This is a genomic window from Cohaesibacter sp. CAU 1516 (assembly GCF_005771485.1).
Lineage (GTDB): Bacteria > Pseudomonadota > Alphaproteobacteria > Rhizobiales > Cohaesibacteraceae > Cohaesibacter > Cohaesibacter intestini.
Genome location: NZ_VANT01000018.1, coordinates 1 through 14,368, shown reverse-complemented (window position 1 = coordinate 14,368; position 14,368 = coordinate 1). Strand labels below are relative to the sequence as shown.

Below are 14,368 nucleotides of genomic sequence, written 5' to 3'. Positions count from 1 at the left end.
AATCGCAACCTTGCGTATTCTCATCGCACAATCCCTAGTGAAATCTCTCGAATTCTGCCCATGTTGTCGAAGAAAATGGAATAGACAAAAATGCACAGCCAGAAAAGTGACGCAGTAGGATTAATGAACGGCTTCACATAAATGGCAGGAATAATCCGGGGCTCAAATCCCAACTTGCGTAAGGAACGGCTGACAAAATGGGCGCTCAGGCATGCTTCCATGCCAACGACGCATCTTGGAAGCGTCTCAAAGGTCTGCAGCAAAGCCAGTCGTTTGATCTTCTTGCGCAGAACAAGCTGGCCGTCAAAATCAAAGCCAACCAAATGGAACGTGTCTTTGCCAATGTCGATACCAATCGACATCAAGGTATCAATTGCTTTCTTCGTCATGCCACTTCTCCTAGTCTGCAGGTGAAACAGTCAAACTATAACCTGCTGAGTTGAGGGAAGCAGCCGGTACATCCCATTACCTGCCGTTCATCATCTGAGTTCAGCCTTCTGGAAGCCGACATTGGTTCGGTACGCAGCAACAGAATACTGCAAGAGACGAGATCGCGGAGCCTTTTAACACTAATTATTCCGGGGGATCGACGGCGAAGTTCTAGAGGGAGTAGAAGCCTAGGACCTTCGTTCAGTCGCTTTGGGGGACTGGCGGAAAAGTTGTGTTTGGCGTTTTGGGCGGCCTGGGCCTTGAAGAAGCAGTCGAGGGAGTCGTTGCCGCATGTGAAAGACACTCGATCGTGATGTTGATCGAGCATCCTAGTTTCGAACGGGGTTTTCGTCATTTGACGGTAACCGTCTTGTCGTGGAGGCGTAGGGCCTTCTCGAGCTTGTCGTTGAAGGGAGGGGCTGAGAGAAGATGCGCCATGAACCGCTCGGAATCTTTGCGTCCGAGCCTCATCGTCTCGTGTTTGGCAATGATGTCTCTGGATTTGCGGGAGATCTCGTCGACGATGTACCGGTTGACGTTCTTTCCCACGATGGCGGCAGCTTTCTCGACGACTTTTTTCTCGTCGGCGGTAAGCCGGAGGTTGATCCTCCCGTAGGCTTTCATGGTATGTCCTTTCCTGCTTGGGGAAATGTACGTCAAAACTGTGCCAATACCAAGCCTTCCGGAGGAGTCCCTATAAGGTGTTGAATTGTGATGTATTTCACCTCGATTGGCGCAACAAACGTAAGCGGGGCTTGGATACCGTTCTGATTTGAGTTGACTTGGAATCTTGAGTATGTGTGCTGTCCTTTTGTAGAAAGGATGGTGGTCATGGTCTTTGGCGACAGCGAACTTCGAGATAAACTTGCCAAACTGGAAGCCTTGTTTGAGCGGGCTGGCACGGCGGGCGAACGGGATGCCGCAGGGGCCGCGATTGGCCGTTTGAAGGGTCGCCTAAAGAAGGAACAGGCTACATCGGAGGTGGAATTCAAGTTTTCACTGCCAGACACTTGGTCGGTGCGGCTTTTCGTGGCCATATGCCGCAAACATGATGTCCGCCCCTATCGTTATCCTCGCCAACGGCGGACGACGGTGCAAGTCCGGACCTCCCGGCGCTTTCTCGATGAGATCATCTGGACGGAATTTTCCGCCTTGCAAACCGAGTTGGAGATTTATTTCGAGGAGACGGTTGATCATCTGATCAAAGTAGCAATGCATTCAGACGGCGATGACAGTTCTCTTGAAGTCAGGCAACTACCGTAATCATGTGTAGATGGGATGGTTGCCCAGGGCAGCAACTCCTCAATTCTGGACTGAGGATGGTTGTTTGCAATCCTCTCGAGGCTAGGCTCCAGACTCAATCAAACCCAGAATGCAATGAGGGTTGCCAAAGCCACCGCGGATAGGAAGTTCCTGGCGAGTTTGTCATAGCGGGTTGCTACGCGTCGGAAGTCTTTGAGGCGACAGAAAGCATTTTCGATAAGGTGGCGATCTTTGTAACGCCGCTCATCATAGCGGATTGAGCGTTTGCGATTTGAGCGGCCCGGAATGACCGGGACGATGGCTGACTGACGCAAGTGCTTTCGCAGACAGTTTGCATCATACCCTTTGTCTGCGAGTAAGTATCTCGCACCTTTCAAACTGTTCAGCAATACAGGCGCAATCGGACTATCTGCAGCATTGCCACCAGTCAATTTGAACGCAAAGGGGCGGCCAATGACATCGGTTAGAACGTGGATTTTGGTGGTTTGGCCACCCCGCGACGGCCCGATCGCCTGATTTTTCGCCCCCCTTTACCGCCATGTGCGGAGCGGTGTGCCTTGACATAGGTGCTATCGATAGCCGTGCTTTTGGTCACGGCGCCTGACGTTGCCAGAGCCTCAACAAGATCGACCCAGAACCGTTTGTGCGACCACCTGTTGAAACGGTTATAGATCGTTGTTGAGGGGCCATAGTCTTCAGGGCAGTCACACCAACGGCAGCCCACCTTCAAAACATGGATGATGCCAGAGATTACCCGGCGATCATCGACACGGCGGGCTCCTCCCTTGTTATTCGGCAAAAGCGGCTCAATTACCGCCCATTGCGCGTCCGACAACCAAAACAGATGCCCCATTCAAGCCTCCAATCCGTTGATTGGAGAGATTGAATCTGATTTGCTTCGTCAGTTCAATGGTATCAATGAGTATTGACCCTAGTCTTGAGATAATCGAACGGCTCAATACCATTGAGCTTGCAGGTACCTATCAACGAGGCAATCAGTCCCCAGTTCCGCCCGCCTTCATCATTCCAGCCTTCAATCTAAATAGCAATCGCGGCCCTTTGCCGACCTTCACTGTTATCCTTCCATTCCATGCCGTTTTGGCATAGCGGTCCTTCAAAACCATTGCAGCAAAATGCATTGCAAAGTGTGTGATTGGAGAACCCGACGGAATGTTACTTCAACAGATATTTGACGAGCGCGGCGATTATGAGAATACCGATAATGATGAGGATCCACATTCCGATGCCGCCAAAGCCCATTCCGAAACCCATTCCGCTACCATACATTGTCTTCTCTCCTTGTTCTTGAGGCTCTGTGAGCCTTGATTATCTTAGCGCCTTTCGAGGCTCTTCTCTTTGCGACATAAAGCAACAGCTAGAGATCCACGCGTCGTAGCCTCAGCGCATTGGCAATCACCGACACCGACGACAGGCTCATAGCCGCGGCTGCGATCATTGGCGAGAGCAGAAGGCCAAAGACCGGATAGAGAATGCCCGCCGCCAACGGCACGCCAGCCGAGTTATAGACAAAGGCGAAGAACAGATTCTGCTTGATGTTGCGAAGAGTCTTGGTCGCCAGCTTTCTCGCCCGGACGATGCCGGAGAGATCACCCCCCAGAAGGGTGATGCCCGCGCTTTCCATGGCGACATCAGCGCCCGTGCCCATGGCAATACCGACATCGGCAGCCGCGAGCGCAGGCGCGTCGTTGATCCCGTCGCCAGCCATGGCAACAAAGGCACCCTTGCCATGCAGTTCCTCAACTAGTGCCTTCTTGTCCTCAGGCAATACGCCGGCACGCACTTCATCGATGCCAAGCTTGCTGGCAACAGCCATTGCGGTGCGCTCATTGTCGCCAGTGGCCATGATGACGCTAAGGCCAAGAGCATGGAGATCCTTGATGGCTCTCGCCGAGGTTTCCTTGATCGGATCGGCGACGGCGACGATGCCAGCCAGCTTCCCGTCGATGGCAACAAACATCGCGGTCTTACCATCTTCCTGCAGCTGTGAGGCCTGTTTTGAAGCCTCATCGACATCCATCGACAGGGCCTCCAACATGGCCGCATTGCCAAGAGCCACGCTCTTGCCTTCCACAGTGCCCTTGACGCCTTTCCCGGTCATAGCTTCAAAGTCGCTAGACTCAAGACGATCCACGCCACGTTCCTTAGCTCCGTTGACAATCGCCTCGGCCAGTGGATGCTCAGAGCCGCGTTCGAGGGCCGCGGCCATCGCGAGGACTGATATATCGTCAAGATCACCGAGCGAGAGCACGTCCGTTAGCTTAGGTTTGCCTTCCGTTAGGGTGCCGGTCTTGTCGACAATCACGGTGTCGACCCGAGCCATGCGTTCAAGGGCTTCGGCGTCCTTGATCAGCACTCCGGCATGTGCGCCGCGCCCTGCCGCTGTGGTGATCGAGATAGGGGTTGCGAGACCAAGCGCACAGGGACAGGCGATGATCAAAACAGATACAGCCGCTGCAAAAGCAAAGGCGAGTGCGGGATCCGGCCCGAAGATCAGCCAGATGGCAAAGGCCAATATCGCTATGCCAACGACAGTCGGTACAAAGACGGCAGAGACCTTGTCCGCCAGCCCTTGGATGGGCGCACGGGACTGACGGGCGCTCGAGACCATGCTGACGATCTGCGAGAGAACCGTCTCGGCTCCGATGTGCGTGGCACGGATCGCGAGCGTGCCGTTTTTATTGATCGTGCCGCCGGTGACGTTGTCCCCCTTGTTCTTCTCAACAGGAACCGGCTCACCCGTGATCATGCTTTCATCAACGGAAGTATGGCCTTCCGTCACTTCACCATCCACCGGAATGCTGTCACCGGGACGAACGCGCAGGAGATCGCCCGCGACGACATTCTCCAAAGGCGCGTCATATTCGTTGCCGTCGGGCAGGATGCGCCGCGCCGTCTTCGGCGCAAGATCAAGCAAAGCGCGGATAGCGTCGCCTGTCCGTTCGCGTGCACGCAGCTCTAGCACCTGTCCGACAAAAATAAGCGCAACGATGACAACGGAAGCCTCGAAATAGGTGCCGACTCCTTCGGCACTTCGATATTGCTCGGGGAAAACGCCGGGAAGGAATGTTGCAAAGAGGGAATAAATATAAGCTGCCCCTACGCCCAGCGAGATTAGTGTCCACATGTTGGGCGAGACATTGCGGATCGAATCCCAGCCACGCTTGAAGAAGGGTTGCGCTGCCCAGAAGACAATCGGCGTGGCAATGACGAATTCGGCATAAGCCGCCACCTGGTGACCGAGCCAATCACGCACCGGCAGGCCGACCATGCCGCCCATGGTGAGGATCATCAGCGGGATCGCTGCGGCAACACTCACCCAGAGGCGGCGGGTGAAGTCAACCAGCTCCTCGGACGGTTCGTCGGTCGGGACGGTCGGCTCTAGCGCCATGCCGCATTTGGGACAGGCCCCCTGCTCATCGCGGATGATTTCAGGATGCATGGGACAGGTCCATTGGGTGCCCGGCTGGCTCCGCTGCCCAGCCTCTTTCGCGTTGCCTGAAGCATAGAAATACGGATCTGTCTTGAACTTATCCTGACAGCCATCAGAGCAAAAATAATAGGTTTCGCCGTCATACTCTTCGGAGCGAACATTCTCTTTAACGCTCACCTGCATACCGCAGACAGGATCGGTCGCCACCTCGGTTCCCGGTTTGGGCGTGGCTCCAGAATGGTCGCCGTGATGGTGATGTCCATGATGGTGGTGGTGATGATGGCTTTCATGTTGGGTTCCGGACATGGCACCCTCCTGTCGGTCGCTTTGATTGGCATTGCTTTGCCATGTCAATGGGTGAGATCCCGTTGCAGTTCCCTGTCAGACGACGTGAGCGGTAAATCCAAGCTCTGTGATCTTCGTGGCGAGTTGCTCTGGATCGGTTCGTCCTTGCCAGAATTCGATAAAGGCGGCCTCTTCTGCCAGTGAAACCTTGGCGGATAGAACGCCCGGAGTGGCCTTGAGAGCTTTTTCAACCGTGCTCTCACAACCATTGCATTTCATGCCTGCAATCGAGAGCTCGGTACTCTGCGTCACTGCGCTATAGCCTATCTTGTCAAAAGCCTCGACCAGAAGACTCTCTTCAGTCGGATGCTCAAAGGATATGGAAATCGTATTATTGGAAAGATCGACGGACGCATGGGAAACTCCCTTGATATGTTGTGCCACTTTTTCAGCGTGCCGTGCACAATTTCCGCAGGACATTCCTTGCAATTGATAGGTGCCATTCAAACTCTCGGTCATGATCTTCCTCACTGGCTTGGCTTCCCAATGGCTAATTTTAGCCATTGGTTCGAGTTCATTGCTCATTTGATAAAACCAACATGGCGCTTCCAGCGACTGGAAGGTCAATGGACTGTGTATATATTTTTTCGGAAATTTTAGACCTTGACCTTCCCCCTACTGGAAGTATTACGCTGATATTTCGAAGGACGTGATCCGCTCCTAATTTGACGGATCAACAAGTGAAAAAACATGATCGCCAAGTCTCAACAATCGTCTCGCCATTTGCAAAGCATCATTGCTGCTATGATATTGCTCTTCGGGTTTTTTGCCGGAGCAGGGCAGAGCATTGCACTTGGGCATGCGCAGCCGACTTCCTGCAGCGAGACGACATACACACTTGGCTCAATCACAGCAGAAATCCCCGGATGCGATAAAGGCATGCTCCAACAGACTTGCGCTTCCGATAGTGGCTGCGCCTTCCTTGTTCTGAGAAGTGCCAACAGCATATCTGAACGGTTTGAACAAACGCCGCATCTGTCGTTTGCAATTGCTGATCTTGTTGGCGCGAGCCCTCCGCCCGACACTCCCCCTCCGATCCCGATGTCCTGATCCGTTCCATGAATGACCGGCTAACGCCATACGTGCATCCAGCTGGCTCCATTCACGACGGATTCTCCTTACCAGCCGTTCCGCAAATGCATTTTGGCGAGCGGTAAAGGCCGGTTGTTGTCGCACATCCCAATGAGGTGATGACCAGCCGGAGCAATCAAGACAACGCAATAGTCGGAGAAATCCATGCGAAACTTCCTTCTTTTCACCACCACCAGCATGCTCGTAGCGCTCGGGATCAATGTGGCCTTCGCCAATCCTGCTCATCACCCCGATCAAGCTCCCCAGGCAATGCAGGGCGATTTGATGCCCGGAAACATGATGTCAGGTAAGATGATGGGCAACAACATGGCGGGCGGTATGATGAACCCGGCCATGATGATCGTCATGCTCGACACGGACGGGGATGGGTCCCTTTCGCTTGAAGAGTTCCAGAGCATGCACGAACGCATGTTTGCCTTCATGGACAAGAACAAGGACGGCAAACTCGAGGCATCCGAATTTGCCTCCCATCATGCTTCTTCCATTCCTCTTTCCAACAACAAGAAGAACTGAAGGCCACGACCATGAAAAAACTCAGCAACAAACTTATCCTGTCTGGCCTGATCATTGCAGGCATCTCGGCCACTCTTCTTGGCGCTCCGATTGCCATGAGTGCTCAAGTCGAAATCCCTGCAGGCGCCGGTATTTCATCCTGGGTCGAGAATGGATCTGGCGGCATATACACGCTTCAGATCCTGGAAGGCACACTGCCCGAAGCAGGCAGGAGCGTAACGGCGAAGGTCCTCAGTGACAGCAACTGCGCACCTGACGAAGAGGGCATCAACCATTGTGAGAATGAAATCAAGATGCCCGACGGCAGCAAGCTGAAAGGCATCGATCATCACCGAATGAGCGTCAATCGCTGCCTGCGGGCTGGCGAGAAGGTCACCATCTCCATGCTCACCGACGGTTGGGCCACGGTGCTCACCAAGGAAGCCAAATAATCTATTGGTGCGACGACAAGGTGGGGCCGCTTACACAAGCGACCCTGCCAAACCTTCGCCCCCAAAAGGCGTTGTCAGACTGTGGAAGAAGAAGCTTTCTTTCAATCTGCATTTGAGACTTGATCTTCCAGTCACTGGAAGCCTTATTATGAAGGGGATACTGAAATGAAGAGACCGGAGCAGGAATGCCTTGGCAAACGCGCGTTGCCGGAAAAGAAACAGGCTGAAACGTTACCGCATCTCATTGCCAAGGCCGACACTCTGGGCTTTTCAGGACAGGAACTGGACCAGTTAAAGCGCATTTATGGGTCACACGTCACGAGAGAGAGACCATGAACATCGGACAGGCTGCAAGCCAAACGGAATTGCCGACCAAAACGATACGCTATTACGAGGAAATCGAGCTTGTTTCGCCGATTCGCTCGGAAAACGGTTATCGCACCTATTCCGATCAGGATATTCACCGCCTAACGTTCCTTAAACGCTCGCGGAGCCTTGGCTTCAGCATCGAGGAATGTCGCGTGTTGTTGTCCCTTTATGATGACAAGGAGCGCGCAAGTTCGGACGTGAAAGCCATCGCTCAGAGTAAGATCGTCGAAATCGACCGCAAGATCACCGAGCTTCAATCGCTCAAGGCGACACTCGGAACACTCGTTGACCATTGCCATGGAAACAACAAGCCCGATTGCCCAATTCTCGATGGCCTATCGAGCGAGACCATGAACTGGTCCGTGGGCGACAAGGATAAGTCCAGCTGTTGTGAAAGTTAGACACGAGCGAAGCTGACCGCCATAATTTTGAACTTCAACCCTCTTAAAGCCCCAAGCAGATGATCAAAACCGCCTCCAGATTCGCAAAGCTCGGTTATGCGCTGATTGTTTTCAGTCTGATCTCACTCGGCCTTTCCGGAGCGAGTTTGGGCGCCATTAAGTCTGCTTCAGAAGTCCCTAATCATTCCATGCAACAACATATGTCCATGATGGAATCGATGGACACGGCCGCGATGGGCGACATGATGTCCGGTGGCTGCGACGAATGCGCGGGCATGATGAGCCGGGCTTCGGCGCACTGCAGCCTTCAGGCGACCATTCTGCCTTTGCTTGGCATGGCCTTTCCCTTAGCTCTGACTGGTCGCAATCCCTTGCGCGAGGAACAGTCCCCCTACGCACGATCCTTTTCGCCGGAACCACCGCCTCCGCGCCTTTGATTGGTTTTCGCATATCTATTTCGAATCTCAATCAAAGGAAAATCCAATGAAATTCAAGCTTATCACCACCACAACCGCTCTTGCTCTGGCTGGAGCCGTCGCTCTTCCTCTATCTGGCTTTGCTCATGACAATGATCCTTCGTCTGACCAGTTCGGCCGCTTCTCCAACATGGGCAATCCCGGTCGCATGATGTCGATGTCTTCCATGATGGGGAATGGCATGATGGACAGCAACATGATGGGGCAGATGCATGCCATGATGTCCGATACCGAAGACATGACGGATATGATGTCCAACATGGTTGCTTTCATGAGCTCCCATGTGGAGCAGATGAGCGAATGGATGAACAGCGATGACGCGGATGAAAATCTCAAGCGTCCCTCTGAGCCAGCTCAGAAATAACAGCTAACGCCATCGCTCACACAGAGTGAACAGTGGTCGCGGATTGGCTTTGATCCGATCCGCGGCTGTCCGGCTTCTTCAAGCTTCGCCAGCTCTGTCCCTGTTCCCGCATTTTCCCGATTGCAACAATCATTCTTGAAACAGGTCCCGGATTGCCGCGGCCTGATAAGGGCAAATTCCATGACAAACGAAAATGAGCAAACCGTTCGACCTTCCTTCCTTAGCCGTTTGATACCCAGAACGGGCCACGGTTCGATGATGGCCATCTGCTGCACGCTGATGCTTGTAACAGCTGCCTCAATCCTTGTTGCACCGGCCGACGAAACGACCGCAGGCAACAGTCTGTTCGCGTTGCTGCCAATCGCAGGTTGCCTCGTGATGCATCTCTTCATGCACCGTATGATGGGAGGACATCACAACCACGCTAAACACAAGGCATCTCGGCAAGGTCCGTCCGAACAACAACCGCGGGCAAAAGCCTTTGGGAGGGAACATACATGAGCTGGATGAAATATACAGTGGTGGCCGTGCTGATCGCCGGCGGTATCACAATCTTTGCACGGACCTCTCAAAAGGCGGGTGACCAATCACCATCGAGAGCCGTCGATGTGACCGTGCCGGAATTGTCTCTTCTTGCGACCAGAGGGCAGGAGCTGTTCAACGATAATTGCGCGGCCTGTCATGGCGACAACGGCAAGGGGACGGATATGGGACCGCCCCTCATTCACGCAATCTACAAGCCGAGCCATCATGCAGACATGAGCTTTTCCCTCGCTGTCGCCAATGGAGTTCGTCAACATCACTGGCCGTATGGCAATATGCCGGCTCAGCCTCACATCTCACAAAACGATCTGCAAAAGATCATCCGCTTCGTACGAGAAACTCAACAAGCCAATGGCATTGTGAACTGAATAGCGAGCTTGATCGCGGCCGCACTCGACTTCCATCAACCAATTTGCACGAAGGCTCTGCAATGTCCGCTTTAGACAGTAATGTCCGAGATCTCGTATGTGGGTAGTGTCAGACAAACCTGAGCACGCCTGAAAAGGGTCACGATCACGGTCCTTTATCTTGCACAAAGATCGCGCCACTCAGCAAGAGTGGCGTTTCGGTTCAGCTTGAAATTTGATCTGCTATAGAGGCTACGCTCATGATTGAAATGGTTGTAGACTGACGTGCGGATGGAAACAAATTTCTGCAAAATTCGCACGCGACTGAAACGGATCATTGCTCGTTCCCCTCAAAGGAACGGAAGGTGCGAATTCTCAGCCTTGTTGTTCCGCCAGCGGCCTGTTTTTTGCCGATCGTCGTTGCCTGTTTCCTTCATCGCGGCACTTGGTGGTGTAGGACGCCAAGACCTCTCCCTCGTGATCGACGGCTCGCCACAGATAGTGCGTTTCGCCACTGATTTTGACGAATACCTCGTTCATGTAACATATCTTCGACATTCCGAAGGGAAAGTGGAAATCGCATATAAAGCATCACGGCAAGGTGAATGATCTCTGGGCTGGATTTGAAATAGCGAAAAGGTAAGCGTTTTGTCATGGCACGAGGATGGGTGACCGCCCAGCGTCCCTCAAGTCACTTTCCTCTGACAATGCAGGCAAAGGTTGTCCCAATCTTCCAGATTCTGGCTTGGAACTAATGCGTTCCGACACCGCTCATCTCATAAGATACTTAATCAAAGCGGCAATGATCAGTATGGTGATCAGGAGGCCAATCCACATTCCAAAACCACCCATGCCAAATCCCATTCCATATCCATTCATCATCGTGAATTTCCTTTCCATATTTGATACGTCGTTTTAGAGAGAACCGGCCCCACCGGGGCCAGCTCAAAACAGATTGCATGGTGCCGCGTTTAATCCAGTACAGGCTTGATCCAACGCAGTCGAAGCGCATTGCCGAGGACAAAAACACTGGAAAGCGCCATGGCACCCGCTGCCAACATCGGCGAAAGCAGCATGCCATTGATCGGATAGAGGACCCCGGCTGCTATGGGAATAAGCAGTGTATTGTAGCCAAAGGCCCAAAACAGATTTTGACGGATATTGCGCATTGTCTTTTTGCTGATATCCAAAGCGTTCACGACACCTTTGAGGTCTCCTGACATCAGTACGATATCGGCGCTCTCAATGGCAACATCAGTCCCTGTGCCAATCGCAATGCCCACATCAGCTGTTGCTAGAGCGGGGGCATCATTGATGCCATCCCCGACAAATGCCAAGACGGTATTATCATTTTGCAGACTCTTGATTGCCGCCACTTTACCTTCTGGCAGCACTTCAGCAACAACATGATCAATACCGAGCTCGTCAGCAATCGCCTGTGCCGTTGCCCCATTGTCACCCGTTATCATGGCAACCTTAAGGCCCAAATCGTGCAATGCTTTGATCGCTTGAGGTGTATGCTCCTTGATGGGGTCGGCAACCGCCACGAGGGCAGCCAGCTTTTTGTCAATTGCCACATAAAGCGGTGTCTTGCCCTGTTTACCAAATGCATTTGCCTGAGACGCAAAGGCGGATACATCAATGTTATACTTGGTCATAAGCCGGTCCGCTCCAACAAGAAGGTCCTTACCATCGACGCTGCCTTCAACGCCGAAGCCGGCTATGGCATTAAATCGCACAACCTTGGCAGGGGGCAGATTTTCTTTCTCGGCAGCCTTTACGATTGCCGCGGCAACCGGATGTTCAGACTGGCTTTCCAGAGCTGCGACCAGAGCCAACACCGTGCTGCGTTCAAATCCATCTTGCAGGTGCAGGTCGGTCAATTCCGGCTTGCCTTTGGTCAGGGTGCCCGTTTTGTCCAGAGCAATTACGCTGGCTTGCTGTAAAGACTGAAGGGCATCACCTTTCCTAAACAACACGCCAAGTTCGGCGGCTCGGCCAGTTCCCACCATAATAGAGGTTGGCGTGGCCAATCCCATCGCGCATGGGCAGGCAATGATCAAAACAGCGACACCAGCAACCAAAGCAAAGCTCAAGGCGGGATCCGGCCCCAAAGTAAGCCAAACAGCCACAGTGATCAGCGCCAACGCCAATACTGCGGGCACAAACCAACCGGTGATTTTATCAACCAACCCCTGAATGGGCAGTTTGGCCCCTTGCGCGTCCTGTACCATCTTGATGATTTGGGCGAGAACCGTATCAGAGCCGGTATTGGTGGCGCGAATGGTCAAGGCTCCCGACCCATTCACTGTTCCTCCCGTCACTGTCGCTTGCGCTTTTTTTGAAACAGGGATTGGCTCGCCGGTGATCATGCTTTCATCAACAAAGGAAGCCCCTTCAACCACGGTGCCGTCAACGGGCAACTTTTCACCCGGACGTACAACGACCAACATGCCGCTTTCCAATGCATCCACATCAATATCTTGAAGGCCCTTTTCAGTTTGCACGCGAGCGGTGCGTGGCTGTAAGCCTATCAGTTTCTTGATGGCCTCACCGGTCCGTCCTTTGGCGCGTGCTTCCAGATATCGGCCAAGCAGGATGAGTACGACAATCACCGCAGCGGCTTCAAAATAGACCATGCGCGACCCTTCAGGTAACAATTGAGGGGCGAATGTAACAACAACTGAATAACCATAGGCTGCTGTGGTTCCCAGAGCGACCAGAGAGTTCATCTCGGGTGCTCCCTTAAATAAAGCCGGATAGCCTTTACGATAGAAAACCAGACCAGGACCGAATAGCACCAATGTGGTCAAAACAAACTGAACGATGTGGCTAACTTCTGTACTGATAATTGATGCAAAAAATTCTCTTGCCCCTGGTATGAAATGCGACGTCATTTCCAGAATGAAAACCGGCGCTGCCAATAAGGCAGCGATGACAACATGCAAAAAAAGCTTGTTTGCTTCCTTTTCGCGTTCGGCATTCAAATCTATTGCATGATCTGCTGCGTCAGTTTGGGCCGGATAGCCAAGCTTGGTGATGGTTGAGGCTATTTTCTCGGGGCTGCTTTTGCCTTCCCAATAAGTAATTGTCGCGGACTGAGCGGCAAGATTAACCGAGGCTGACAGGACGCCGGGGCTTGCTAGAAGAGATTTTTCAACTTTTGCAACACAGGATGCACAAGACATATCGGATATGGATATCCGGGTGTCCCGCGTAACCGCAGGATATCCAACTTTTATGAAAGCATCGACCAGAGTTTGCTCTTCAACCGGGGCATTAAAGGTAAGCATTGCTGTTTGATTGGTAAGATTGACGGTCGCATCAATCACTCCTTTCACTTTTTTTGCGGCTTTTTCAACACGTCCAGCGCAAGAAGCGCAAGACATGCCTTGCAATTGATAGGTTTCGCTGAATGTTTGAGACATTTTGATTTCCGTGCTTTTTGTTTCGTTCATGTTGAAAATGGGAGTTCCAGCAACGGGAAGGTCAATAGGGTGCGCAAAAACAATTTTCTGGCGGAGAATTGCTTGACCTTCCAGTGGGGGGAGGCTTTAGCAATAAAGGTGTAAGGAGGGAGTATGAGTGATCAACAAGCTGAAAAAGAACAGCAATACCTCGCTATGCGGCAAGAACATGCCGATTTTCAATCTATGTCCAAATTATTGGAAACAGCCAAGGAAATTGGCTTTTCGGATGATGAGATCAAGAATCTGAGAGCCATGTATGGTTCATTTTTGGAGAAAGGGAATGCATGAATATTGGTCTTGCCGCTAAAGCCAGCCAACTGCCGGCCAAGACGATCCGCTATTACGAAGAGATCGACTTGATCACTCCCGTTCGGTTGGAAAATGGATATCGCGAATATTCAGATAATGACATCCACCGGTTGACGTTTTTGCAACGGTCGCGAGGACTTGGGTTTAGCATAGAAGAGTGCCGTTTGTTGTTGTCGCTCTATGATGATGAACATCGTGCAAGTGCTGACGTAAAATCAATCGCCATTAGCAAAATGGCCGAGATTGATCAGAAGATTCTGGAACTCAAAACGCTCAAAACGACACTTTCCGATCTGTCCGAGCATTGCCATGGTAATGACAGACCGGAATGCCCAATCCTGGATGGTCTATCAAAGGAAAAGCTTACATGAAATCAAGACATAATCTTGTCGCATTTGTGACGATAGCATTGTTCACCGGATTGATTGCTGGCGTTCAGGCGTCAAACCATACAAAACCGGAAGGCAAGCCGATGGTTCAAGTGACCGTGCCAAAACTGACAATGCCGGAGCAAATGGGGAAGTTCCTGTTTGACGAAAGCTGTGCGTCTTGTCATGGCACAGAT

16 protein-coding genes and 3 pseudogenes are annotated in these 14,368 nt (G+C 52.4%); 11 read left to right on the top strand and 8 right to left on the bottom strand.

What is annotated here, in order from left to right; all coding sequences use genetic code 11:
- Positions 1-125: 125 nt before the first annotated feature.
- Both FDK21_RS20045 and FDK21_RS20040 read right to left on the bottom strand, forming a co-directional pair.
- Positions 126-389: pseudogene (locus tag FDK21_RS20045) on the bottom strand (IS110 family transposase); the annotation flags it as partial.
- 391 nt (positions 390-780) lie between these two features.
- Positions 781-1,053, bottom strand: a complete 273-nt coding sequence (locus tag FDK21_RS20040) for a DUF1778 domain-containing protein (protein WP_138150643.1) — start codon at positions 1,051-1,053, stop codon at positions 781-783.
- A 207-nt stretch (positions 1,054-1,260) separates the two neighbouring features.
- On the opposite strand from FDK21_RS20040, the gene FDK21_RS20035 reads away from it, so the two are divergent.
- A complete protein-coding gene (locus FDK21_RS20035; RefSeq protein ID WP_138150642.1) occupies positions 1,261-1,692 on the top strand; it encodes a hypothetical protein in 432 nt (143 codons plus the stop codon).
- A 98-nt stretch (positions 1,693-1,790) separates the two neighbouring features.
- Here FDK21_RS20035 and FDK21_RS20030 read toward each other — a convergent pair.
- The 4 genes and pseudogenes from FDK21_RS20030 to FDK21_RS20015 all read right to left on the bottom strand — a co-directional run bounded on the left by FDK21_RS20030 (position 1,791) and on the right by FDK21_RS20015 (position 6,013).
- Positions 1,791-2,545 (bottom strand): IS5 family transposase gene (locus FDK21_RS20030; RefSeq protein WP_138150641.1). Its coding sequence is split into 2 segments (ribosomal slippage): positions 1,791-2,215 and positions 2,215-2,545, totalling 756 coding nucleotides; the frame shifts between segments, so codons are not numbered across the junction.
- Between the two features lie 62 nt (positions 2,546-2,607).
- Positions 2,608-2,718 (bottom strand): annotated as a pseudogene (locus FDK21_RS20025) (transposase domain-containing protein); the annotation flags it as partial.
- A 349-nt stretch (positions 2,719-3,067) separates the two neighbouring features.
- Positions 3,068-5,449, bottom strand: coding sequence for a heavy metal translocating P-type ATPase (locus FDK21_RS20020; RefSeq protein ID WP_138150640.1), 2,382 nt, complete (start codon positions 5,447-5,449; stop codon positions 3,068-3,070).
- 75 nt (positions 5,450-5,524) lie between these two features.
- A complete protein-coding gene (locus FDK21_RS20015) occupies positions 5,525-6,013 on the bottom strand; it encodes a heavy metal-associated domain-containing protein (protein ID WP_138150639.1) in 489 nt (162 codons plus the stop codon).
- Between the two features lie 711 nt (positions 6,014-6,724).
- Between FDK21_RS20015 and FDK21_RS20010 the strand changes: the two genes are divergently transcribed.
- The 7 genes from FDK21_RS20010 (at position 6,725) to FDK21_RS19980 (ending at position 10,045) form a co-directional block, all read left to right on the top strand.
- Entirely contained in the window at positions 6,725-7,093 is a 369-nt protein-coding gene (locus FDK21_RS20010) for an EF-hand domain-containing protein (RefSeq protein ID WP_138150638.1), read from the top strand.
- 11 nt (positions 7,094-7,104) lie between these two features.
- Positions 7,105-7,524, top strand: a complete 420-nt coding sequence (locus FDK21_RS20005; RefSeq protein ID WP_138150637.1) for a hypothetical protein — start codon at positions 7,105-7,107, stop codon at positions 7,522-7,524.
- Between the two features lie 332 nt (positions 7,525-7,856).
- Positions 7,857-8,294, top strand: coding sequence for a Cu(I)-responsive transcriptional regulator (gene cueR, locus FDK21_RS20000; protein WP_138150636.1), 438 nt, complete (start codon positions 7,857-7,859; stop codon positions 8,292-8,294).
- A 200-nt stretch (positions 8,295-8,494) separates the two neighbouring features.
- A complete protein-coding gene (locus FDK21_RS19995; protein ID WP_138150635.1) occupies positions 8,495-8,731 on the top strand; it encodes a hypothetical protein in 237 nt (78 codons plus the stop codon).
- 46 nt (positions 8,732-8,777) lie between these two features.
- Positions 8,778-9,134 carry a hypothetical protein gene (locus FDK21_RS19990; RefSeq protein ID WP_138150634.1) on the top strand — a complete coding sequence of 119 codons (357 nt, stop codon included), beginning with the start codon at positions 8,778-8,780 and terminating at the stop codon, positions 9,132-9,134.
- Positions 9,135-9,314: 180 nt separating this feature from the next.
- The gene (locus tag FDK21_RS19985) at positions 9,315-9,635 is read left to right on the top strand and encodes a DUF2933 domain-containing protein (protein WP_138150633.1); all 321 of its coding nucleotides are present in this window, start codon (positions 9,315-9,317) and stop codon (positions 9,633-9,635) included.
- Entirely contained in the window at positions 9,632-10,045 is a 414-nt protein-coding gene (locus tag FDK21_RS19980) for a cytochrome c (RefSeq protein ID WP_138150632.1), read from the top strand. The genes FDK21_RS19985 and FDK21_RS19980 overlap by 4 nt, the downstream gene beginning before the upstream one ends.
- Before the next feature lie 354 nt (positions 10,046-10,399).
- Here FDK21_RS19980 and FDK21_RS20990 read toward each other — a convergent pair whose 3' ends face one another.
- Complete coding sequence (locus FDK21_RS20990) at positions 10,400-10,564, bottom strand: transposase (RefSeq protein ID WP_246657641.1); 165 nt, start codon at positions 10,562-10,564, stop codon at positions 10,400-10,402.
- A gap of 431 nt (positions 10,565-10,995) precedes the next feature.
- Positions 10,996-13,482: a heavy metal translocating P-type ATPase gene (locus FDK21_RS19970; protein WP_246657640.1), complete on the bottom strand. Its 2,487-nt coding sequence runs from the start codon at positions 13,480-13,482 to the stop codon at positions 10,996-10,998.
- Between the two features lie 123 nt (positions 13,483-13,605).
- On the opposite strand from FDK21_RS19970, the gene FDK21_RS20735 reads away from it, so the two are divergent.
- From FDK21_RS20735 to FDK21_RS20840, 3 genes and pseudogenes are all read left to right on the top strand, one after another.
- On the top strand, positions 13,606-13,782 hold the full coding sequence (locus tag FDK21_RS20735; protein ID WP_171022226.1) for a hypothetical protein: 177 nt from the start codon (positions 13,606-13,608) through the stop codon (positions 13,780-13,782).
- Entirely contained in the window at positions 13,779-14,174 is a 396-nt protein-coding gene (gene cueR / locus FDK21_RS19965) for a Cu(I)-responsive transcriptional regulator (RefSeq protein ID WP_138150631.1), read from the top strand. The genes FDK21_RS20735 and cueR (FDK21_RS19965) overlap by 4 nt, the downstream gene beginning before the upstream one ends.
- A pseudogene (locus tag FDK21_RS20840) lies at positions 14,171-14,368 on the top strand (hypothetical protein); the annotation flags it as partial. The gene cueR (FDK21_RS19965) and the pseudogene FDK21_RS20840, both read left to right, overlap by 4 nt.

Coding starts and splice junctions, on each gene's coding strand:
- FDK21_RS20735 (WP_171022226.1), top strand. CDS start 13,606: ATGAGTGATCAACAAGCTGAAAAAGAACAGCAATACCTCGCTATGCGG.
- FDK21_RS19985 (WP_138150633.1), top strand. CDS start 9,315: ATGACAAACGAAAATGAGCAAACCGTTCGACCTTCCTTCCTTAGCCGT.
- FDK21_RS19990 (WP_138150634.1), top strand. CDS start 8,778: ATGAAATTCAAGCTTATCACCACCACAACCGCTCTTGCTCTGGCTGGA.
- FDK21_RS20015 (WP_138150639.1), bottom strand. CDS start 6,013: ATGAGCAATGAACTCGAACCAATGGCTAAAATTAGCCATTGGGAAGCC.
- FDK21_RS20010 (WP_138150638.1), top strand. CDS start 6,725: ATGCGAAACTTCCTTCTTTTCACCACCACCAGCATGCTCGTAGCGCTC.
- cueR (WP_138150636.1), top strand. CDS start 7,857: ATGAACATCGGACAGGCTGCAAGCCAAACGGAATTGCCGACCAAAACG.
- FDK21_RS19995 (WP_138150635.1), top strand. CDS start 8,495: ATGTCCATGATGGAATCGATGGACACGGCCGCGATGGGCGACATGATG.
- FDK21_RS19970 (WP_246657640.1), bottom strand. CDS start 13,482: ATGAACGAAACAAAAAGCACGGAAATCAAAATGTCTCAAACATTCAGC.
- FDK21_RS20005 (WP_138150637.1), top strand. CDS start 7,105: ATGAAAAAACTCAGCAACAAACTTATCCTGTCTGGCCTGATCATTGCA.
- FDK21_RS20990 (WP_246657641.1), bottom strand. CDS start 10,564: ATGAACGAGGTATTCGTCAAAATCAGTGGCGAAACGCACTATCTGTGG.
- FDK21_RS19980 (WP_138150632.1), top strand. CDS start 9,632: ATGAGCTGGATGAAATATACAGTGGTGGCCGTGCTGATCGCCGGCGGT.
- FDK21_RS20040 (WP_138150643.1), bottom strand. CDS start 1,053: ATGAAAGCCTACGGGAGGATCAACCTCCGGCTTACCGCCGACGAGAAA.
- cueR (WP_138150631.1), top strand. CDS start 13,779: ATGAATATTGGTCTTGCCGCTAAAGCCAGCCAACTGCCGGCCAAGACG.
- FDK21_RS20035 (WP_138150642.1), top strand. CDS start 1,261: ATGGTCTTTGGCGACAGCGAACTTCGAGATAAACTTGCCAAACTGGAA.
- FDK21_RS20020 (WP_138150640.1), bottom strand. CDS start 5,449: ATGTCCGGAACCCAACATGAAAGCCATCATCACCACCACCATCATGGA.